Below are 20,647 nucleotides of genomic sequence, written 5' to 3'. Positions count from 1 at the left end.
TATGATATTTGTTTAATGAATCTGTTCAAACGGGAACGTATCTATAGCTATGGAGAGCATATATGGATGGCAATCAAGCAGTCAGCAAGAGCTAGTTCAGTTCATTTCTAGTCATCTCTCATATGAGACCTGACAATAGTCTCATTCAACCAGCCATAGCAGCTTTCCGAATCACCGTATTCTAATTCTTCATTTATTAAACATTCATTTTTCAACACGGCTCCTGACTAGCCGTATCTATTGTAAAAGGAGTGCATATGACTTCCTTCTCCTAATGTTAGAGTCATACTTTTAAGGGGCAGACTTTCTCTACAAAATCCATCTTTATTATCAAAATCAACAGCTAAACATGACCCATTTGCTGCGAGATGAGGTATAATAAACTATAGGTATTTTTGACCATAGGAGGCGTTATGATGGCTCAACATATTCTGCGGAATGAAAGAGGAACGACGCTTATACAAGTGCTTGGAGCGGTCATTATTCTGACAATGATTATTTTGTCTTTTGTCGGAATTTCTCAATATACTACAGCTTCGAATAGAGATACAGATAAACGGGATAAAGCATTGTTTATTGCCGAGGAAATAGTGAATAATCTGCGGGCTGGTGTGACGACATATGATTTAAGTGGAACAGAAACTGAAACCACTACATCTGGTTTCAAGTATCGAATCAAAACAGAGACTCTTTCCACAGGCGTTACAGACATTGAACCTTTCAAAGCTACTCCTATTACTACAAGAAACCAACTGACGCTTACTTTTGTTACAGGAGGAACTCCTGAGTTATATGCGGTTACTGTTATATGGGGAGGTTGACACAATGAAGAACTATTTGAAAAACGAACGTGGGTTGACGTTAATTGAATTGCTTGGGGCAATTTCACTTACAGCAATTGTTATTACTGTGGCCATTGCCTTGTTTACAAGCGTATCTGGCTTTACATACTCCAATAGCGAAGGACGCAGCGCCCAGCGCAACGCCAAATATGCGCTTTCGCAAATTTCAGCGCGTCTTCATGATAGTGATGCTATTTTTCAACCTACTTCTGCAAATGAGCTGCGTTACTCCACTTTTGCCAACGGACTAATTGCATATAAAGCCATTTGTTATGAAACTTCCGGTGTGCTTAAATTATATGATTTTCAGGCTAGTACAAATGATGAATGGAAACAAGATTCTGTTAGCATTTCTACACACTCAAGCTATTACAAAAATGGTATTGAATTGACCTACGGATTATCGCAAGCGCCTGACTATATAGAAAAAAACGTCGGAGATAAAAAATATGTGAATATAACACTCCATTATGTACCAACAAGAAAAACCGCCACTGGCGGTTTCGTAAGTTCTGATGAGCAAACCGTTTCTACGAGAGTAAAACTTTTTAAACAAATAAAATAGATGACTTAGCGTCTTTTTGGTTCAATATTCAAACCTGTAGAACAATCACCAAAGATTGACGTTCCAGCAGCTTCCTCGCCGCCACCACATTGAAGAATAGTAGATGTGCCGGAACCGCTAAAAACATTACCAGAGTTAAAGTTTTGGATATGCAGCCCTTTATGACTCGTTGTTTCTCCTCCAGCTGCTATCAAACCCTGCGCTTCCATCGAAAAAGTCCCATTTCCGGTGGTTCTTTGGATATATTCGGAAGCTAGTATATCTGTACCGGCAGTTACGATGACACGATTACTTGTAAAATTAATTCTTCTTGCTGCAATATGTTTGGTAACAGTTAGTTGTATTAATGAATCTATATTGAGGGCATTTTGTTTCACAACAATTGATCCCGCACTTATGAGACTTGTTATTTTTTGATCTGAGCTTCTAACATGAAAGTTATCTCCCACATATAGCAGATTAGTAATGTCAATAGCATCAGCATCCTTATTAAAATCAATTTTATCTGTGACAAATAGATTACCATATTGCTCTGTATCAGGGTCCTTATCTACATCTCTTATATACAAACTTCCCTGTTGATTCGAAGTAATATTACCAACTACAACATTTCCAAATAACTCCATTCCTGCGCCTGGTATATTTAATTTAATTTTACTAGCTTTTAATATTACTGGCTTAGTTGTTTCTCCGAATGTATATGTACCTGTACTATTGAATTCTATATCATTGGCTTCAATATAAACTGGATTTTCAGTTGATTTCTTTATTTCATCAATGATTTGATCTACATCACAACTTTTACAATCAATCACTTTAGTTCCAGCATTTTTTATTTGAGTATCAAGAATCGTATAAGGACCATTAAGCCCCTCAATAGAATCTATATATTTTTTAATCGCAGTTTCCAGTCCATTAATCCCAAAAACTTTTGCGTCCCAGCCAGAAGGCTTGTGTCCAGATTTTGAAATTAGTAATTTGTCATCAGGACTTGGTCCTATAGGAAATTTAGGATTAACTACAATTTCGCCCTTTGTACCTTTCAGAAGATATTTATACTCTTTTACAAAATTTCCGCTAGTTGCTTTAATAGATACTTCTATACCGGCACCTGTAATATTCGCTTCGGTCACAGCACTCGGTACAGCAGTTTGCTCAAGCTCCACTTTTTTACCGCTTGGTAATCGAATTTTTTTGATTCCCCATCCTTTGTAGCCCGCTATTGCTGTTATAGTTTTATTGGTATCTATGTAATTCAAAAACTCCTCCATCGCACTAGATGCTAATGTATTAACTTGAATATTATCCTCCATTTTCGTGCTTGTTAATTTCTCCGTGGAGACATTCATCATAACCATCGGTGTAACAACCATCAGCACCATGACAATTAAGAGGCAATATAGAAGAACATTGCCTCTCTCATTATTAATCAGCGAGTATTTCTCATGCTCATTCATGTTAATCCCCTTCCCGTTCCATCATCATTGCTCCGTATCAGCGCTTGCGCTTGATTCATCGGTAGGTTCCGATTTCGGGGCAAGTGCTTCGGCATATCCGGGAGCCCAATAACGGTTTAGCTGAATGGACATTGCCGATTCTCCATCCTCGTTGACATTGATAGAGAATTGCTCTACCCTTGTGATTCTTTCGAACTGCAATAGTGAATTAAGGAATCCTTTAAGCTGCTCAAGCTCGCCCGTGAGTGACAAGCTCATACTCTGATTCATCATTTGCTTCATACTTGTTGAAGGTACGGAATTAACACCATCCGCATCCGTACTCGGTTCAACTACTGACTCTGATGTGATGGCAGCTTTTTCGGCTTGCTGCTCCGGGCCCGTAGTAATTTGAAAATCTGCCGGCTCAGTTAAGTTCAGACTCAGAATCTCTGCACCATTCTCACTTTCGATTTCTGTCAATTTTGTCAAATAAGGAGACAGTTCTGCGGTAAGTGGTACTTTAACAAGCAGCCTCTTCAAATCTGCCTCGTTCACGACTGGAGCTTCCTTCTGTTGCTCCAGTACATTAATTCTTCGTTCCAGACGATCACGTTCTAGCATATAATCATCCACAATTACTGATTTCGAATTGTAAATATAGTACATCACCAGATTCATTCCAACGCCAATTACAATGACCACAATTAACAGGATAATCGACTTGTTTGCAAACTCTCGTCCGTTCAATAAAGATTTGGTATTCATCGGAGATCACCCTGCTTATCTTGATTTATGATGAAAGAAGACATCGATATTGACAGTATGGTTGGAGGTCAGTTCTAAATTATCTTCCGTTGCAGATTCTCCGCTCTTTGTAATTGAACTAAGCTTCACCGCTTCAATACCCGGCTCCTTCTCCAATCGAGCGATGTAAGTGATCACGTCGCTCATTCTTTCAAATACAAAGCCGATTTGCAAGCCCTGATTCCCTTGGCTGGTAAGGCTAGTGTACTTGGCTCCACCTGGCAAATGAATCTCGATTCGGTTAATAAAATAGTTCCAGTCTGTGCGTGAAAGCTCAAGCTGATCGGCCACTTTCTTCATTTCCTCATAACCGACATACACCTGATTGCTTTGCAGCCTTTTGCTCATCCCTTGCACCCGATTGTCCATGTCCGATATTTCCGCCTTCAAGGATGACTCACTGATCGAATCAGAAATATAATTCACCAGCATAACGGAGAAAGGAACGATAGCAAGCACCACAACTGATGACAAAATGGGTCTAAACAAACGTTTGAAAAACGGCTTACGCGGCAGCAAATTAAGATTTAGATTACTCATGCTTCCTTCCCCCTTATAGCCATACCTAACGGGGCTGCAAAAGCGGGGAAATCTGAATCCAAATCAGGATACATCGTTTCAATAATTGCAGGGTTAGGAAGCAAGAATACTTCTTGCTGCATCTGCTCATTCAGATAGTCCTTGATCTCTTCCAGTTGATCGATATCTCCACAGAGATAGACATTGGACATCTCATGATCCCGATGATCCAAGGTATACATATAAAATTTGATAAGGCGATCAATCTCGTCGGCTAGCTCAAGACATATTTCATTCAGCATTTCTCTTTCCTTCGAGAAGAGTCCTTTACTAGCTGTTGTCAAGAACCGCAGAGAGATGTTTCGGGAAATCTTAAGCTCGCCCTGATGAATAATTAGAAGGTCTACATTATTTCTCCCTATGTCCGCAACCAAAATCGTTTGATCCTTGTTCGCAAGATATACCTGTGTCATCAAGCGATACAAGGCTAATGGCTTCACTTCAAAGCTTAGGAGCTGCAATCCAGCCGCTTCCAACACCTCGGCATATTCCTGAACACGTTCGCTAGGAGCTGCGGCCAGCAAAACATCGCACATATTCTGCTCATCACTCTCTGATGAATCCAACGAACCAGACGGCAATACCATCGGCCGCTGTCCTTTCTTCCGCGAGAACAAATCCTTGACCGATATTTCCTTGCGAAGCATATCAGAAGGCTTAGCCTGCTGATATTTACCATTCAACTTGACAAAATCATGACAAGGATGTTCAAAAGGAAGCTGTAAATTATGCTCAATTTCGAATTGAATCATTTTTCGCAAATCCTGCTGGGAGATATCTGGAAATTTCAAGAAACGAATAAGAACAAGATGCGTAGGTAATGCGAAATGAACATTCCTACTCTTCACTTTATGATCAGAAAGTAATTGCTTGAGTGAACGTACGACCGATGCCGAATCCGCTATAATGCCATTTGTTACAGCGTCGTTGGCGAGCGGCTCCAAGATACATCGTTTTATAGCAGGCAGTCCAGCCTGCTGTGGCTCGATCTCCACAAGCTTGATACAATAATCAGTTATTTCTATCCCCAGGTAGCTGCGCTGCAAACGTTGACGGAGGCCTGTTTTCTCGAATAATTGTTGTATCATAAGTTCGTCAACCCCTTCTGTTAACCATACAGGCTCCAGTACCAGTCAAATAATTGGTTCCCCCATAAATAAGCGAACACGCCCGCAACCGCGATATAAGGACCAAACGGAATGCTTTTGTCTCCAGTGCCTCTCCGACGCAACCTGCCTAACATGCCGAACAGATAGCCGATTAAGCTTGCTGCAAACAAGGCCAGCAATGTTGCTTTAAGACCGATAAACAAGCCGATCAAAGCAAATAGCTTAATGTCTCCCCCTCCGAAGCCACCTTTGCTGATTACAGCAAGAGCATATAACAGACACCCTACCAGCAAACTAGCTACTGCATAATCCCATAGGGGAAGAGGATAGGTAATGAACAGTCTTATCGGAACGATGACTAATAATCCGAACAGTATCACACGGTCTGGAATGATTCTTGCCTTGAGATCTGTATGGACAATGACAATCATAACGGACACGAATATTAATCCCGGCAGCAATTCCAACTGCCAGCCAAGCTTCCATGCAAAAAGTATAAACAGAAGCGCAGCGCTCGCTTCCCCGATTGGATATACAGGACTTATCGACGTCTTGCAGATTCTACATTTGCCTCTCAGAAACAAATAACTGAGAACAGGAATTAACTCATATGATTTAAGTTCGATTTTGCATGTCATACAATGCGAAGCTGGAAAAGCAATTGAAGTCCCCTCAAGCAAGCGAATTGCAACAACATTCAGAAAGCTTCCGATTATTAAACCTGCTAAACCGACCACTGCAATGAACCCAACCTCTAAAATAAACATAGAGCGCTCCTACTAAAATGTTAGAAAAAGGCAACTCAGCTGAGTTACCTTTTATCTTAATGATTAACCTTCTAAAAAATCTATGGTGTTTCCCATGTTATTTTAACGAATTTCCAGTTAGTTCCGGTTTTTTCGAATACAACTGTAGCTGGTATTTGTCCGGCCACTGCTCCATCTCCATTACCTGTGGCTCCTGTCTTAGTTTCCGCTTTATCTGCTTGCCTTACAGGAGCCTCTTTAATATATCCACCATCTACTAAATGAGTCCCCACATCAATTGTTGCAGTAGTACCACTAATATAAGAAGTAACCGACTCATGTTCAGTTATATACCTTACAGACGCTTCAACTATTAAAGTTTCGTTCGTTTTATCGGTTTTCTCTTTGGAATTATTAATACCGCCAATAACTAGCGGAATCGCAATCGCTGCAATAATACCTATAATAACAACAACTGCTAATAGTTCAATCAGTGTTAACCCTCTCTCATTCTTCACCCATTTTAATCTCAATGCTTGCATCATAATAACTCCTCCTAAAAGCTTATATTGGTTATTCGGAATTTTTATTTGATCCGAATTAATCCCTCTCTTGTACGTTATTCCATATTCTCCATTAGCGTAAAGCTCGGGAGCATAATCGCCAGCACAATGGTTCCTACTGCTACTGTCATTACAATGATAAGCAGCGGCTCTATCAATGCCTTGAGACGATCCGCCATCATTTCCACATCAGATTCGTAGTAGTCGGCCAGCTTTCCCAACATAACATCCAGCGTACCGGTTCTCTCACCTGCTGCCATCATTTCCACAACCATTGGTGGAAAATGACGACTCTTCCTTATCGGCTCAATTATGGAGTGGCCTCCGCTGATGTTCCCTCTCATCTGCAGCAATATTCTACCTATTGCTTCATTGCCAACTACCTTCGATACAATCGTCAGTATTTGTAGCATCGGTACAGATGCCCCATGCAAGGAGCAGAAGGTTCTGCTGAATCGTGCAATCGCTTGCTTATGCCATAAAGTCCCAAATATCGGCACTTTAAGCTTGTAGTAGTCCAAGGTATGCTTGCCATTCTCCGTCTTTTGGAAATAAGCCGTTGCAACTACCAATACTATCAGTCCAGCCAGCAGCAAATACCAGTATCCGAGAAGAATGTCGCTGACCGCTACCACAATTCGTGTTGGAAGCGGAAGCTCCACACCCATATTCGTAAAATTCTCCATATAAGTCGGAACTACAAAAAGCATCATGAAGATGATAACAAATGTTATAGCAACCATCATCACAGCCGGATAAATCATCGCCGACTTCACTTTTTCCTTCGTGTTGTGCTCCTTCTCGAACATTGTCGCAACACGCTGCAGCATTTCATCCAGCTTGCCGCTCGCTTCGCCCGCCTCGATCATATGTACGAACACGGTGTTGAACACTTTGGGATGATCGGCGGCAGCGGCGGAGAAGGACGTTCCGCTCTTCATATCCTGGATGATCTCAGTCAACACAGCCTTCAACGGCTTGCTTGAGCTCTGCCTCGCTACAATCTCGATTGCCTCTACCAGATTCACTCCCGCTGAATACATCGTTGCCAGCTGTCGACAGAAAAGTGTGAACTGGTCCTTCTTGACCTTAGCCGATAGGAACCCAATATCACGACTCCAAATACTCTGCTGTGGATCTGCCAATTCCACAACCCACAATCGCCTTGATCGAAGCTGCTCAGAGGCCAATTGCAGGTTCTCTGATTCTATGAAACCTTTCTGATAGGAGCCGCTGGTGTCCACAACTGTGTATTTATATTTAGGCAGCTAGGACCACCTCCTTACAGATAATATGAAAGCGTTTACAGTATAGAAATAATACCACTTTACAGCACGAATTGTAAACAGTTATTTGGGCCTATCATCCTATATCTGGATGACCTAACAGCTCTTGTGTTTACACAGTAACTCTCAGCACCTCTTGCACGGTTGTAAGCCCTTTCGCAGCCTTCTGAAGTCCATCCTCCAGCATCAAAACCAGCCCGTATTTGAGCGCATATTCGCTATATTCGGTATCGGCCCGTCTCTGCAAAATCATCGAGCGCAGCGTATCATCCAGCAGCAGCACCTCATGAATCGGCATCCTGCCCTTATACCCAGTCTGTGAGCATTTGATACAGCCCGCTCCGCGCCGCAGCTTCGTCACAGGTACGCCGTTCTTATCGAACCATTCACGCTCATCCGCCGTTGGCTCATGATCCTGTCCGCATTCTGTACACACCCGCCGGACAAGCCTCTGGGCGACGACACATAACAGCGAGCTGGCAACAAGAAAGGGCTCAACACCCATATCTATCAAACGGTTAATCGCATTGATAGAATTATTGGCATGCAGTGTGCTTAATACAAGATGCCCCGTCATCGCCGCGCGAACGGATATTTCCGCTGTTTCCACATCCCGCATTTCTCCGACCATCGCGATATCCGGATCCTGCCGCAGCAGCGATCTCAACCCTTTGGCAAAGGTCAGTCCAGGCCCCGGATTCACCTGCACCTGATTGATGCCCAGCAGCTGGTATTCGACAGGGTCCTCAATCGTTACTATATTAACGTCCTCCGAGTTCAGATGCGTTAGCGCGGAATACAGCGTTGTCGTCTTGCCGCTTCCCGTAGGTCCGACTATAACGACCATGCCGTAAGCGCGTTCAATACTCTGTTTGAAACGAAGCAGGTTATGCCCTGTAAAATCCAGGTCCGTAATTTTATTGTTTTTGTTGCTGGAATCCAGTATACGCATAACGATCTTCTCACCGTACATCGTAGGCAATGTCGAAATACGGAAATCGATCTTCCGGTTCAGAATGGTCAGCTCGACCCTGCCGTCAAGCGGCAGCCTTCGTTCGGCGACGTCAAGCTGCGCCATAATTTTTATCCGGGCGGCGATTACCTTCTGCATGTGATAAGGCAGCTTCTTCTCTGTTCTCAGCACGCCATCCACACGATAGCGAATGCGAAGGCTGTCCTCCTGCGGATCGAAATGAATATCGCTGGCTCCGATCGACACAGCCTGCTCGATGATTTGGTTAACCGTCTTGACAACGGGTGAATACACTTCATCCTGCAGCATGGAAGGATCGTCAATCTCCCTCTCCTCCAGCCGTTTGACAATCTGGTCCACCGACTCCTGAAAGCCATAGAATCTGGCAATCGCGCGATCCAGCTCATTCTTGGATGTAATAACCGGCGTAATATTCATGCCTGTCGTCATCCGTAATTCATCGATTGCAAAATAGTCCAGCGGATCATTCATCGCTACGATGAGCTTGCCGTCCTCAATCCTTATCGGCAGCACCTTCTGACGCTCCGCAAGCTTCTGAGGGATCAGCGCAATGATTTTGGGATCCATCTCCTGATGATTGATTTGCACATAAGAGACGCCAAGCTGAATCTCCAAGGTTTCGATAATTTGCTGCTCGGTAACATAGTTTTTGGATACTAATAAATCACCCAGCCTCAATTTCAATACCTTTTGTTCATCAAGCGCACTGCTCAACTGTTCCTGAGTAATCACGCCAGCTTCAATCAACAAGTCGCCTAGTCGTTTTCTCTTCAGCATTCTCATGACCTCCACGTTCAGCTTTTTCACTGCCAAACTGGCTAAAGACCTATTCCCCGCAGCCTTTAATCTTGATCCTGCTTATCCAGGACTACAGTTGCATTCGTTTTATGTAGGTGCTGCTGTGCAAGGTGTAGCAAAAAAGTGGTTTTTTATCTAATAAAAAGAAATTATGTTACAGTTCGTATCCCTTTATGGAAATATTACTTCATGCATTTCCTTTTAGCAATACTTATTTTTGAAAATAACATTAATATTACAGTTTTATTAAGATTATACACAATGGTATCGCTTACCACAATTAATTTTATGTCATTTGAACTATTTTATGGTGATTCCCAGGACCTATTTTATCATTTTTTGTCGAATGTTATAATGCACAGTTTACACGATCCTACTCACCAAATTCTGACCAGCACCCATAGTTTATCACAAGCTTTGACCATCCGCCTCTATCCCAAGGACTATACCGTCTGCTATCGACAACGTAGTCAGATAGAAACATACAAAAATAAGCATTTTTGTGAAATTAAAAGAAAAACGGAGTTAGGCGAAGTTTGTCACTCGTCCATATTCCCGTAAAACAGGATGGCAGAGCCAACGATGGGTGATTCCACAACATGCGAACATGTGTTTTTTGACGTTTGACCCTGTTCACCGAATCAAATTACTATTATATCGAATTGATTCTGAATACAGGGGTGCGCTTCTCATCGTGAAATTACCGGAATGGCTGCTTTTTTTTGTTAGACAAATTATGCGTTATCAAGGTGCGTTCTGGCTTGTCCTTATGCTGACGGCAATGATTACTGCCTGCAGTGCCTTTTCTCCTATTCTTGCCGGCAGATTAATCGACAGCATTGCTTTGGGAGATGGTCCGCACTTATGGCAGCTGGTGCTTCTGCTGCTCGGCATTATTCTTGCTGCCGAGTTCATTATCATCCTTCGAAACGATGTGTCCCGCAGAGTTATGATTCAATTAACACATGAGCTGACTGCCGATTCAGTGGCCTCCGTTTTGCGCACGACGACCGCTTTTTTCGCACGAACTTCAAGGGGTGAGCTGCTGCAGCGATGTATTCAGGACACGCGGGCAATTCAGCAGTTCGGTCTGTTTGCGATTCCCGGATTTATGCAGGACCTCGTTCTGGCATGCACCGCCATCATCGTCATTAGCGGAATCTATTGGCCAGTCGCAGTTATGATCGCCACCCTCTATCTCTTTCTGCTGATTCCGTTATTCTATATTGGCAATAAACGCGGAGCGGCAAGAAAGAAGCTGGCTAAGCAGGATGCCAGGATACGGCACAGCCTATTGGAAAAGCTGGAGTCGATCAAGCAGATCAAAATTTTCGGGACAGAGAAACGGGAATACGAGGATTATCGCAAGCAGCAGGAGGCTGGCGCGGAGCTTGCCTTCCAGAACGGGGTTCTGATCGACTTGTACAATGGATTCTCGCGCATACCGGATTCTATGGCCCCCGCATTAACCTTTCTCATTCTTGGCTGGCAGGTCGTGCACGGACGGGCGACCATCGGTGAACTTCTGACGGTCACTGCATTCATCCCAGCCATGATTGCGCCTGTGCGGTCCTTCTTCACGCTATATGTCACACTGGCAGAAATCCGAGTCCGACTGACTGGTGTTCTCGAATATGCCAAGCTTCCGGTCGAAGCCGGCAAAGCCGAAGGTTTGCTGAAACCGCCACATTATCGTGAAATGGCATTGTCATTGAACAATGTATCTGTGGGAGGGGATGGAGACAGAGGCGACCTTCTAAGAAATATTACCTGCCGAATTGAACCTGGCATGCATGCAGCAATCGTCGGGCCAAGCGGTGCAGGCAAGAGCACGCTGCTGCATGTGCTCACTAGACAGTTGGAGCCCTCTGAGGGCACAATCTATTATGGCGGCTATCCGCTTGCGCAATTGGATGCCTCACAGCTGCGAAGCCGTATCGGCTACATGACGCAGGAAGGCTTTCTGTTCCATCAAACGCTGCTGTACAACCTGACCTACTTCAAGGAAGTCGAACACGAAGTGCTGGATCATTGGATGTCAGCGCTAGGAGCAGCGGATATTGTCAATCTCCTGCCGCAAGGTTATGCGTCCATCATTGGGAATAGCGGGACCCAGCTCTCTGGCGGACAGCGGCAATTGGTAGAGCTGGTTCGAACGATGGTGAAAGATCCGGACCTGCTCATACTGGATGAAGCCACTTCCGCGCTTGATCCGGCTAGCGAAGCGCTAGTCTATCACGCTCTGCAGCAATATGCCGGACAGGTAACGAGAATTACAGTGAATCATCGTCTCCACAGTGTCAAGCAGGCGGATCTGATTCTTGTCATGGATCACGGAGAAATTGTTGATCAAGGCACACATGAAGAGCTGCTGTGCAACTCCTCCAGCTTGTATGCCAGACTCTGGAGCAGCCAGCTTCAGGGTGAACAGGAGATAGAAGCAAGCAGGGAGGTGCACGATGCTCTCTACTCATAGAAGGACCATTCTTTCCTACGCGGCAAAGCAACTGAATCCGCATAAGTGGAAAATCATCGCCAATATAGCGAATGGTATCATTCGAAGCATACTCTTCCTGACACCGCCTGTCATGATCAAATATATTCTCGAATGGGTGCTGCCTCAAAAGGATTGGAATCTGCTGCTGATCATCTGCTGTTGTGTTATCCTTGCTCCGATCGCAGGAAGCATCATGGTCGCTTTCGAAACCTATTTATCCCGATTCCTGTACCGCTTATATGGAATTGGACAAGGGGACCTGTATCAGCGTGTCCAGCATCGGTCTTTTGCCTGGTTTCAGCGTACCCGGACAGGTGATTTGATAACACGAATGCTTGATGATACGCGAACGCTATACCAATTTGTCGATGGCACGATCAGCTTCATGCTCGTCCTGGGCGTCACAATTATAATCGGTTCAATCGTGCTGCTCACCTATCATTTCATATTAGGCGTGGCGATCATCCTGCTGTGGGGCATTCAATCGCTCATCATTGCCAGATACGGCGATGCAGTCAAGCGACGAACAGCAGCTATCCAGCGCCAAACCTCGAATATAACGGAGACAGCCAGAGAGCTGCTGTCCGGCGCGCATTGGATTACGATGTCCGGTCAAGAGGACAAGGCGATGAGTGCGTTGCACGTTTGTCTACATGAGGAATGGAAGCTTACCAGACGGTCGCTTCTTACGGAGAATATGCTGCAACTCTTAGATGCGCTGCTGCATGCGTGCTGCCTTGCTATCATGTATTATTACGGCGGGCGGCTCGTGATGGACGGTGATATGACGCTTGGCTCGCTCATTTCCTTTATCGCCATTTACACCTGGCTGCGCCCCTTCGGGGTCTCGTTCTATAACATGTTTATCGAAGCCAAGAAAACAAGTCCATCTATCGAGAGAATTATCGATATTGCAGCAGTTGTCCCTAGCAAAGCAGGAATTCAACCAGAGGATAGATTGACCACGATTGATATCGAGGATGTCGGCTTGCAGCACGGGGGCAGAACCATTCTGCATCGCATTAACCTTCATCTAGCCGCTCCCTCTGTCATTTCTATCGTCGGTCAGCGAGGAAGCGGCAAATCTACTCTGGCAGACCTTCTGCTTCGGCTCCAAACGCCTACAAGCGGAAGCATTCGAATCAACGGAATACCGCTTGACAGTCTTGATGAAGGCTGGATACGCCGGCATATGCTAGCTGTCACCCAGGACATTTATTTGCGCAGCGGCACATTAATGGAGAACATTACATTTGGCTGCGATAATATTGATCCTGCCGCCCTTCATCAAGCGATCTCGATTGCCGAGCTTGAAGATTGGATTGATCGGCTTCCCCAAGGTTTGCAGACGGAGGTCGGACAGCAGGGCATGTCGGTTTCAGGCGGCGAGAGGCAAAGGATCAGCATTGCCAGAGCTCTTCTCCGCCAGCCCTCCCTGCTCATTATGGATGAAGCGACCTCCGCGCTGGATACCGGCACAGAGATGAGGCTGCTCACGAACTTAATCAATCGGTTGCCTCACACGACGCTTATTTTCATCACACACCGGATGGCCGCAGCCAAGCTCTCCCATCGCACGTACATCATGAGAAACGGCGCTTTAGCGGATTCGAGGCAGCCGCAATAAACAGCAAGAGGCTCTCCCCCATTAAGCAGCTTGAACTGCCAGGAGAAGAGCCTCTTGCTGTGCATCCATTATGTTGACGCTGTTCTTCTATCTAAAACGCTGACCCAGAGGGCAAGCAGCAAGCCAAGCAGGGAAAGGAGTGCGCCAACCCAAGGGAGCGCAGCTAATCCAATTTGCGTAATTACAGCCCCTCCGAGAAAAGCGCCCCCTGCATTGCCTAAGTTCAAAGCAGAATGATTGGAGGTCGAAGCCAGCGCAGGCGCATCCTTGCCCAGCCGCATAATTCGCACCTGCAAGCCAGGGAGTACGGCGAATGAAACCACTCCCCAGATGAAAACAGTAGCGACAGCCAGCGGCGGAATTTCTACAGTAAAGGTGAAGAGGCCCAGAATAAGCGCCAATGCCGCGAAGCTGCCGATTATGACGGGCATCAGCTTCCAATCTGCCAGCTTGCCGCCAATGATATTGCCTGCCGTAACCCCAATCCCGAACAGCACCAGAATCCATGTTACGTTCCCCTCGGAGAAGCCCGTTACATGCTGAAGCAGCGGCGCAATATAGGTAAATACAGTAAAAAGACTGCTGCAGCCAATAGCTCCCGTAAGCAGGACGAGCAGCAGCTTGGGCTGGGCAAGCGCCCGAAATTGCCGCATAATGCCTGTTTGCTGCCCTTTCGGTATTACCGGCACAAGCGCAAGAATGCCGATCAGCGAAATGATGCCCATAATAACAACCGCGCCGAAGGACGACCTCCAGCCCAAATGCTGACCGATGAATGTGCCGAAGGGAACGCCGATAATATTGGCAATTGTGAGCCCCGCCATCATAATCGAGACAGCTGCCGCTTGTTTATTCGGGCTGACCAGCCTGGCAGCAATCACGGAACCAACGCCAAAAAATGTTCCATGCGCCAATGCTGTCAACAATCTGGCTCCCATCAGAATCGTATAATTGGGCGCAATAGCTGCTATTCCGTTGCCGATAATAAAAATAACCATCAGCAGACAGAGCAGCTTCTTCTGAGGAAGCCGATGTGTGGCCACAGCTAGAATCGGCGCGCCAATGGCGACGCCAAGCGCATAGCTGGTAATCAGCTGTCCCGCCTCGGAAATCGTCACATGCAGATCTTCCGAAATGTTAAGAAGCAGCCCCATAATTACAAATTCCGTCATCCCGATTGCAAATGCCCCGCATGTTAATGAAATGAGAGCAATAGGAAACCGGTCCCTCTTCGTCTTCGTGTCTTGCTTCTGCAATTGCTTCATGCTGACTGAATTATCCTCCTTGGATACGCACATACGCGCGTCCCCTATGCTTGTCTACGATAACTGGCGACTGAAAAAAGTCGCTCAACACCGTATCTTCCATGATGCGTTCTGTTCTGCCGCTCTCAACGACCGCACCCTGCCGCAGCAGCAATGTATGGCTGAATACGGGGAGTATCTCCTCAGTATGATGCGTGACATATATCAATGTGGGAGTCTGCTCCTTCTGCGTCAGCTCCTGAATGCTGTCGAGCAGCCGCTCGCGCGAGAACAGATCCAGCCCGTTGCAGGGCTCATCCAGAATGAGAATACGCGGATCAGCCATTAATGCGCGTGCGATCAGCACCTTCTGCTTCTCCCCTTGCGAGCAGGTCCGAAATTCACGATCCCATAGATGCTCGCAGCCAAGCGTCCGCATCCATTCACGCGCATGCCCCAAATCATCTTCGTTAAGACGCTCATACAGTCCGATGGTGGCATATTTGCCGCTAATAATAACATGCTGGACCTTATCCGTTCCGTACAGCTGCTCCTGCAGGGAAGAGCTGACCCAGCCGATCGACTTGCGAAGATCACGCAAATCAACCTCTCCGAATCGGTGGCCCAAGACAGAAACCGCCCCCGTAGTCGGCCAAATATAGCCGTTGATCATTTTAAGCAGCGTCGTTTTGCCTGAGCCGTTCAGTCCTAGAAGTGCCCAATGCTCCTGCGGCCTAACCTTCCAGCTGACATCCCGGAGCAAATGCTGATCCCCGCTCCTCCAATGTACATTCTGCAGATCGATCACATATTCCATTCGCAAGCCTCGCTTCAACTGAATTATTCGTCGCTGATATGGCACGCGGAGCAGACGCTGATATCCGTACCGCCCCACCGGCTTGAAGCTGCGCGCGGTGCAGACGCGCCCGTTATTCCGCTGCGCTTATCGCAATCGAAGGCAGTTTGTCCGGGTCCAGCTTGGTCATAAGCAGCAGGAGATTGGTCTCCGACATTGCGACACAGCCGTCAGTCGGCTTATCCGGACTGCTCCAGATATGAACGAATATGGCGCTGCCCCTGTTCTTCCTGATTATCGGGTCCATGTTATAACGAATGATCATGGCGTATTTATAGAGTGGAATATGCAGCCGTTCGAAGGACTTCCACCTCTTTGCCGGATCGCCAGAATATCGAATCCATTTATTATAATCAAGCGAGTCCCCATCATCAACCCAATAATCCTGCTTCGAAGCTTGCGCATAGAATAGCCTCAATCCTTCTGGGCGCGGAGCAGTACCGAAAGACTTGCCGATGGCAAAGACGCCCGTAGGCGTCTTCCCATCCCCTTCTCTAGTCTTGTCGATTCCTTGTCTCCCTAGAACGACAGGGATGTCGGAGAGTATGGTTTGCCATTCTCCGTCGATCTTTTCTCGAAGAGAGAGCGTTCCCTTGAATGATTTCTTATGCTGCGCCTTTACGACAATAACCTGTGATGATGGTATGGGGATGATTTTTTTCGTATAGCGAGGATTGCGCTCCTCTGCTGCTGATACACTAGTGGACGATAGAAGCAGGATCAATGTCATAACCAGCAGCATTCGTCTGCTCCTCATTCTACTCTCCTCCTTGACTCCTTAATCGCAATAATGGCTTAGAGAGATAGATATTTTTCACGAATGACATTCAGATGGTGGATTTCATGACCGGCAATGACATATGCCGCCGCACGCGCAGACAGCGGATGACCGTTGAATTCGCCAAGACGAAGCAGCGCGTCGTTCGTCAGGCTCCCTACTAAAGTAATCGTAGATTGCCGTACTGCCGCATAATCCTTCAACACCGCCGCGAATGGAAGACCTTCGAATGGAGAATTTTGCGTGAAAATATCTCGATCATATCCATGCAGCTCATGAACATCGCCGCGTGCAATTCGCAGAATCCGATAGTTCCAAAGCCGCTCGACATCCGCAATATGGCCCATTACCTGCTTCAAGCTCCATTTGCCTTCGGCATAACGATAGGCCGCCTGTTCTTCCGACAGCTCTCCCAACAATTGCAGCGAAGCTTCAAGCTGTTCTTGCAAAATATCTGGAAGCGATCCCCCGGGTACTAAGCTGATATACTTTTCTGCCAATGGCACATATTCGTTCGAATCCGGCCTCGTATTCATCACAATCGACGTCCCCCTTCATCCTGATGTCCCCATAATATACGTTTATCTGTAGTCTGAATAGTCCTTATTAGGCGAGGGCGCGCTTGCTCCTATTACAGAAAAATAGCCATCCAGAGCAACATGCATCTGGCTGGCTATTTTCTCCGCGTATCATTACATGATCCTATTTCTAAGAAAGCCCATTATCCAAATATGATTTCCACTTCTCATAAACCCCTTCAATCGGCTCCTTCAAAATTTCTTCAATCGCATCCGGCTGCCTCAGAATTTCGTTCCATGCATCTTCCCCGTATTTATCCACGATAAACTTAATAATGGTCCCGCTATAGAAATAAGCCGTGTTGCCCGCCTCTTCAAAGTACTCGGGGCTGGTCAATTGATCCATATCCGGCAAATCGAGAAACGCTGTCTTCGACTGAAGCTCTTTCTGAAGCTGATTGGAAGCATAATAAGCGCTCCCTTCATCCAGCCATTTCACATATCCCACGGTAGAATTAACCTGAAGAATGACAGCATGCACAAACTCATGGATGATTTGATCGGTATAATTCTCTTTAACAGCAGCATCGGCTAGATCGGAGGGCGTGAATACCTTAATAATATTTTCTTCGGCTACATAGGTCCCTTCCGTACTTCGGCCTATCATCTTTTCAAATTCGGCTTTATCTGTATACACATGGATCACCGTCTTATCCGCAGCCTCAAAGCGAAACAGCTCCGTAATCCGTTTATAGTTGTTTTCAAATGCCTCTCCTAGAATCGTTACCGCCTCGCTGACATCTTCTTTCGAATCAGGGCTATAAAATTGCGCATGCTCCGTTTCTTGTATCAGCTGTGGCTTCCCCTTGTTGTCGTCTGTCGTTTCATTAGCAGGAGCAGACTCATTGCCAGAGCATGCGGCAAGCAGCACTGTTAATAACAGTATAATTCCCAAACCCTTTGTTAAAGCCAGCTTCTTCATTAATCTTCCTCCATTAAAAAAAGTCATTTCGTTATTGTCAACTTGAACATCATATTCGTAATTCCTAAGATGTCGATAAACTCTATTCATATATTTTACTATATTAGGGCGCGATTTACACGTCTTCCCGCAACCTTTGCATCACCGCAATCGTATCTCTCTTAGAGGTGATCATAGATGGCCAAATCCAGGAAACCAGCAAGAGACGTTTTCATTCGAACATTCGACTTTTTTGAAATCGTAATTAGCTTCATCCCGTTCCTATTCAGAATGATTGTCGGGCTGTTTCGTTTACTTTTCAAACTGTTCGATTAAGTGAAAGTTAACTATCAGCTAAGAGAAAATTAACTTGCAGCCTCTCATGGAAGCAGAAAAGATTATTAATGGAGACTTACAGTTAGCTCTGATATAGGAAGCAAGCGATGCATGACGAGTGTAGAAAAACGCGGGTGAAATGCATGGAGACTCGTGGTTTTTGCCGGATACGATACGAGTAGCGAGCGTGCAAGACGTTCCGAACGCATCAATGACCGCGGTCGGTCGACCACATGATGAAGATCAGTTTCTTACCGGTTCGGTTTAAGAATAGACAAGAACAAATAGAAAGGCTATAAGTGCCGGCAGGCCTTGAGTGAAAAGGATGGATCTCTTCGCCGACAATCCTCCGTAAACTGCGGCTATCAGCACACAACTAAGAAAGAACAATTGTATCTGGCGTCCGATCACAGGATCGGGATACATAAGTCCCCACAACAAGCCTGCCGCTAGAAAACCATTATAAAGCCCCTGATTCGCAGCCAAAGATTTCGTTTCCTCCGCAAACTGCTTGGTTGTTCCAAAAATACGCATTGCCCTTGGCTTGGTCCACATAAACATCTCCAGAACCAAGATGTAAACATGCTCTAACGCAACGATCGCCACAAGGATAGCACTAAACAAGGTCATCGGGCTTCACTGCTCCTTCTTTGATATTTTGGATTATCATACTATTTCAATCATAACAGTCATCAAGCTGTTTGAGCGCTAATCACATCTCATTTACTCCATTTGATCCGTCAATTGTAGTATCCCATATCTGAACATGAATATGAAATAAGACTCATAAAAATATCAAAAGGTATCAATTCGGATACACCACCTCTAAATCATAATGGAACAATTTACTGATAATATTCCGAGAAAGAGTTTGCAACAAAGAATATCGCTTGCTCCTGCATTTCTAATAACTTACCATTCTTGAAATCTTTATCTGAAATATCTTCATGAGCGACTGCCTGTTCATGTTCCCAAAAGATTATTTTCGGATTTTCTCCATTTCTGTAGTCAAAACAGATATAATTTCCAGCGGGGTCCGAAGCAATTGAACGATTGATTCCCTCGATAGGTTTTTTCCCAAACAATACGGTTGGTTTGGGGGGATGCTTCCGTGAACCTGTTGGCGCAGGTTCACATATATGAGAGGCATCCTTTTCCTTTTCTGTGATACGGTCATTATATTCGACAACATTCGGACAGGCAATTCCGTCAGCATTAGGGCGTTTTGATTCAGCGTAAAACAACTAATCTTGAAAACCAATAACAATCCATTCGTCAATAGTATCCCAAAAATTAATATTGTACTCTGGCTGGTCATTCGAAAACCATAAAGTAGCATTATCGTTTTCAGCATTTGTATAATCAATTGCTACGTAGCCACTCATGCCATTTTTAAAAAAGCCAAAAGTTGTTTGAAGATTAATTTGAATTGGCTCGTTCAAACTTTCAATTATCCCCCATTCATCGTCACCAAAAAAAGTCACATTCTCCAAAGGGACTAGCCCCATCGCTTTACTCGCATAGAAGTAAAATCCATTGTGTAGGTTTTCATAAAAATTCCGAATTAATTGTGGGATTTTGCACCAATTATTTTGTAATTCAATGTTATTAAATGGATCTAAAGGATTTCTACCTTCATAATATTGAATTTCACCACTTTGTGATTTCACAGAGTATAAAATAGAATATCGATCATTGAAGTATACTAAATCCACTTCATAAAGATTTTCAGTCAGATATGATATTGTGTTACTTAGTGTAACTGGGGAACAAGTTTTCCATACTTCTAGCAGTAACTCTATTCGCCTATCAGTGTCTTTATGTTCGAAAATATTAAACCACGACTTTGGAATCATCTCTGAACCAATACCCCTAACCTCATGAAATGGAATAATTTTTATATTCTGATTCTCGCTTAAAGTGTATTCTTTCAAAAATTCTAGTTTTGATTCCATATCTAATCCTCCCACTATAAAGTAATGTTTTCTCGTCAGGGCCAGGTGTTTGATTAAGTCTTGACTCATGTGAATTGGCAAATTCAGTTTGCTTGAATGCAGGTCGAGTATCATCAATCTTACCCGTCCACTCAGGTCCCCTATCACCAC

20 protein-coding genes are annotated in these 20,647 nt (G+C 45.1%); 4 read left to right on the top strand and 16 right to left on the bottom strand.

Annotated elements, in window-relative coordinates; genetic code table 11:
* Positions 1-413 precede the first annotated feature (413 nt).
* Complete coding sequence (locus tag L6H65_RS08990; RefSeq protein ID WP_236340171.1) at positions 414-821, top strand: type IV pilus modification PilV family protein; 408 nt, start codon at positions 414-416, stop codon at positions 819-821.
* Between the two features lie 4 nt (positions 822-825).
* The gene (locus L6H65_RS08985) at positions 826-1,407 is read left to right on the top strand and encodes a PilW family protein (protein WP_236340170.1); all 582 of its coding nucleotides are present in this window, start codon (positions 826-828) and stop codon (positions 1,405-1,407) included.
* A gap of 5 nt (positions 1,408-1,412) precedes the next feature.
* Here L6H65_RS08985 and L6H65_RS08980 read toward each other — a convergent pair whose 3' ends face one another.
* The 8 genes from L6H65_RS08980 to L6H65_RS08945 form a co-directional block, all read right to left on the bottom strand.
* Positions 1,413-2,864: a hypothetical protein gene (locus L6H65_RS08980; protein WP_236340169.1), complete on the bottom strand. Its 1,452-nt coding sequence runs from the start codon at positions 2,862-2,864 to the stop codon at positions 1,413-1,415.
* Between the two features lie 24 nt (positions 2,865-2,888).
* Positions 2,889-3,611, bottom strand: coding sequence for a hypothetical protein (locus L6H65_RS08975; protein WP_236340168.1), 723 nt, complete (start codon positions 3,609-3,611; stop codon positions 2,889-2,891).
* A gap of 15 nt (positions 3,612-3,626) precedes the next feature.
* The gene (locus L6H65_RS08970) at positions 3,627-4,190 is read right to left on the bottom strand and encodes a PilN domain-containing protein (protein ID WP_236340167.1); all 564 of its coding nucleotides are present in this window, start codon (positions 4,188-4,190) and stop codon (positions 3,627-3,629) included.
* Positions 4,187-5,317 (bottom strand): type IV pilus biogenesis protein PilM, encoded by a 1,131-nt coding sequence (gene pilM / locus L6H65_RS08965; protein ID WP_236340166.1) that lies wholly within the window; start codon positions 5,315-5,317, stop codon positions 4,187-4,189. The genes L6H65_RS08970 and pilM overlap by 4 nt, the downstream gene beginning before the upstream one ends.
* Before the next feature lie 20 nt (positions 5,318-5,337).
* Complete coding sequence (locus tag L6H65_RS08960; protein ID WP_236340165.1) at positions 5,338-6,105, bottom strand: prepilin peptidase; 768 nt, start codon at positions 6,103-6,105, stop codon at positions 5,338-5,340.
* 80 nt (positions 6,106-6,185) lie between these two features.
* Positions 6,186-6,629 (bottom strand): prepilin-type N-terminal cleavage/methylation domain-containing protein, encoded by a 444-nt coding sequence (locus L6H65_RS08955; RefSeq protein ID WP_236340164.1) that lies wholly within the window; start codon positions 6,627-6,629, stop codon positions 6,186-6,188.
* Positions 6,630-6,703: 74 nt separating this feature from the next.
* Positions 6,704-7,915 carry a type II secretion system F family protein gene (locus L6H65_RS08950; RefSeq protein WP_503827048.1) on the bottom strand — a complete coding sequence of 404 codons (1,212 nt, stop codon included), beginning with the start codon at positions 7,913-7,915 and terminating at the stop codon, positions 6,704-6,706.
* A 130-nt stretch (positions 7,916-8,045) separates the two neighbouring features.
* The gene (locus tag L6H65_RS08945) at positions 8,046-9,704 is read right to left on the bottom strand and encodes a GspE/PulE family protein (RefSeq protein ID WP_236340162.1); all 1,659 of its coding nucleotides are present in this window, start codon (positions 9,702-9,704) and stop codon (positions 8,046-8,048) included.
* A 715-nt stretch (positions 9,705-10,419) separates the two neighbouring features.
* On the opposite strand from L6H65_RS08945, the gene L6H65_RS08940 reads away from it, so the two are divergent.
* Both L6H65_RS08940 and L6H65_RS08935 read left to right on the top strand, forming a co-directional pair.
* The gene (locus tag L6H65_RS08940) at positions 10,420-12,201 is read left to right on the top strand and encodes an ABC transporter ATP-binding protein (RefSeq protein ID WP_236340161.1); all 1,782 of its coding nucleotides are present in this window, start codon (positions 10,420-10,422) and stop codon (positions 12,199-12,201) included.
* A complete protein-coding gene (locus L6H65_RS08935; RefSeq protein ID WP_236340160.1) occupies positions 12,185-13,849 on the top strand; it encodes an ABC transporter ATP-binding protein in 1,665 nt (554 codons plus the stop codon). Before L6H65_RS08940 ends, L6H65_RS08935 begins: the two co-directional genes overlap by 17 nt.
* Before the next feature lie 68 nt (positions 13,850-13,917).
* On the opposite strand, the gene L6H65_RS08930 is transcribed toward L6H65_RS08935, so the two are convergent.
* The 8 genes from L6H65_RS08930 to L6H65_RS08895 form a co-directional block, all read right to left on the bottom strand.
* A complete protein-coding gene (locus L6H65_RS08930; RefSeq protein WP_236340649.1) occupies positions 13,918-15,114 on the bottom strand; it encodes an MFS transporter in 1,197 nt (398 codons plus the stop codon).
* Positions 15,115-15,124: 10 nt separating this feature from the next.
* Positions 15,125-15,910 (bottom strand): ABC transporter ATP-binding protein, encoded by a 786-nt coding sequence (locus L6H65_RS08925; RefSeq protein WP_236340159.1) that lies wholly within the window; start codon positions 15,908-15,910, stop codon positions 15,125-15,127.
* 112 nt (positions 15,911-16,022) lie between these two features.
* Complete coding sequence (locus tag L6H65_RS08920; protein WP_236340158.1) at positions 16,023-16,706, bottom strand: L,D-transpeptidase family protein; 684 nt, start codon at positions 16,704-16,706, stop codon at positions 16,023-16,025.
* A 38-nt stretch (positions 16,707-16,744) separates the two neighbouring features.
* A complete protein-coding gene (locus L6H65_RS08915; RefSeq protein ID WP_236340647.1) occupies positions 16,745-17,263 on the bottom strand; it encodes a DinB family protein in 519 nt (172 codons plus the stop codon).
* Between the two features lie 172 nt (positions 17,264-17,435).
* The gene (locus L6H65_RS08910; RefSeq protein ID WP_236340157.1) at positions 17,436-18,227 is read right to left on the bottom strand and encodes a gluzincin family metallopeptidase; all 792 of its coding nucleotides are present in this window, start codon (positions 18,225-18,227) and stop codon (positions 17,436-17,438) included.
* Positions 18,228-18,806: 579 nt separating this feature from the next.
* On the bottom strand, positions 18,807-19,172 hold the full coding sequence (locus L6H65_RS08905; protein WP_236340156.1) for a DUF1304 domain-containing protein: 366 nt from the start codon (positions 19,170-19,172) through the stop codon (positions 18,807-18,809).
* Positions 19,173-19,387: 215 nt separating this feature from the next.
* Positions 19,388-19,786: an SMI1/KNR4 family protein gene (locus tag L6H65_RS08900; protein WP_236340155.1), complete on the bottom strand. Its 399-nt coding sequence runs from the start codon at positions 19,784-19,786 to the stop codon at positions 19,388-19,390.
* Positions 19,787-20,497, bottom strand: coding sequence for an SMI1/KNR4 family protein (locus L6H65_RS08895; protein ID WP_236340154.1), 711 nt, complete (start codon positions 20,495-20,497; stop codon positions 19,787-19,789).
* Positions 20,498-20,647: the final 150 nt, after the last annotated feature.

Origin of the sequence: Paenibacillus plantiphilus (genome assembly GCF_927798095.1) — a bacterium.
GTDB lineage: Bacteria > Bacillota > Bacilli > Paenibacillales > Paenibacillaceae > Paenibacillus_Z > Paenibacillus_Z plantiphilus.
The sequence above is the reverse complement of the archived record's forward strand: the minus strand, read 5'-3'. Positions and strand labels throughout refer to the sequence as shown.

Excerpts from the sequence above, each read along its gene's own strand:
- L6H65_RS08990 (WP_236340171.1), top strand. The coding sequence starts at position 414 with ATGATGGCTCAACATATTCTGCGGAATGAAAGAGGAACGACGCTTATA.
- L6H65_RS08985 (WP_236340170.1), top strand. The coding sequence starts at position 826 with ATGAAGAACTATTTGAAAAACGAACGTGGGTTGACGTTAATTGAATTG.
- L6H65_RS08980 (WP_236340169.1), bottom strand. The coding sequence starts at position 2,864 with ATGAATGAGCATGAGAAATACTCGCTGATTAATAATGAGAGAGGCAAT.
- L6H65_RS08975 (WP_236340168.1), bottom strand. The coding sequence starts at position 3,611 with ATGAATACCAAATCTTTATTGAACGGACGAGAGTTTGCAAACAAGTCG.
- L6H65_RS08970 (WP_236340167.1), bottom strand. The coding sequence starts at position 4,190 with ATGAGTAATCTAAATCTTAATTTGCTGCCGCGTAAGCCGTTTTTCAAA.
- pilM (WP_236340166.1), bottom strand. The coding sequence starts at position 5,317 with ATGATACAACAATTATTCGAGAAAACAGGCCTCCGTCAACGTTTGCAG.
- L6H65_RS08960 (WP_236340165.1), bottom strand. The coding sequence starts at position 6,105 with ATGTTTATTTTAGAGGTTGGGTTCATTGCAGTGGTCGGTTTAGCAGGT.
- L6H65_RS08955 (WP_236340164.1), bottom strand. The coding sequence starts at position 6,629 with ATGATGCAAGCATTGAGATTAAAATGGGTGAAGAATGAGAGAGGGTTA.
- L6H65_RS08945 (WP_236340162.1), bottom strand. The coding sequence starts at position 9,704 with ATGCTGAAGAGAAAACGACTAGGCGACTTGTTGATTGAAGCTGGCGTG.
- L6H65_RS08935 (WP_236340160.1), top strand. The coding sequence starts at position 12,185 with ATGCTCTCTACTCATAGAAGGACCATTCTTTCCTACGCGGCAAAGCAA.
- L6H65_RS08930 (WP_236340649.1), bottom strand. The coding sequence starts at position 15,114 with ATGAAGCAATTGCAGAAGCAAGACACGAAGACGAAGAGGGACCGGTTT.
- L6H65_RS08925 (WP_236340159.1), bottom strand. The coding sequence starts at position 15,910 with ATGGAATATGTGATCGATCTGCAGAATGTACATTGGAGGAGCGGGGAT.
- L6H65_RS08920 (WP_236340158.1), bottom strand. The coding sequence starts at position 16,706 with ATGAGGAGCAGACGAATGCTGCTGGTTATGACATTGATCCTGCTTCTA.
- L6H65_RS08915 (WP_236340647.1), bottom strand. The coding sequence starts at position 17,263 with ATGAATACGAGGCCGGATTCGAACGAATATGTGCCATTGGCAGAAAAG.
- L6H65_RS08910 (WP_236340157.1), bottom strand. The coding sequence starts at position 18,227 with ATGAAGAAGCTGGCTTTAACAAAGGGTTTGGGAATTATACTGTTATTA.
- L6H65_RS08905 (WP_236340156.1), bottom strand. The coding sequence starts at position 19,172 with ATGACCTTGTTTAGTGCTATCCTTGTGGCGATCGTTGCGTTAGAGCAT.
- L6H65_RS08895 (WP_236340154.1), bottom strand. The coding sequence starts at position 20,497 with ATGGAATCAAAACTAGAATTTTTGAAAGAATACACTTTAAGCGAGAAT.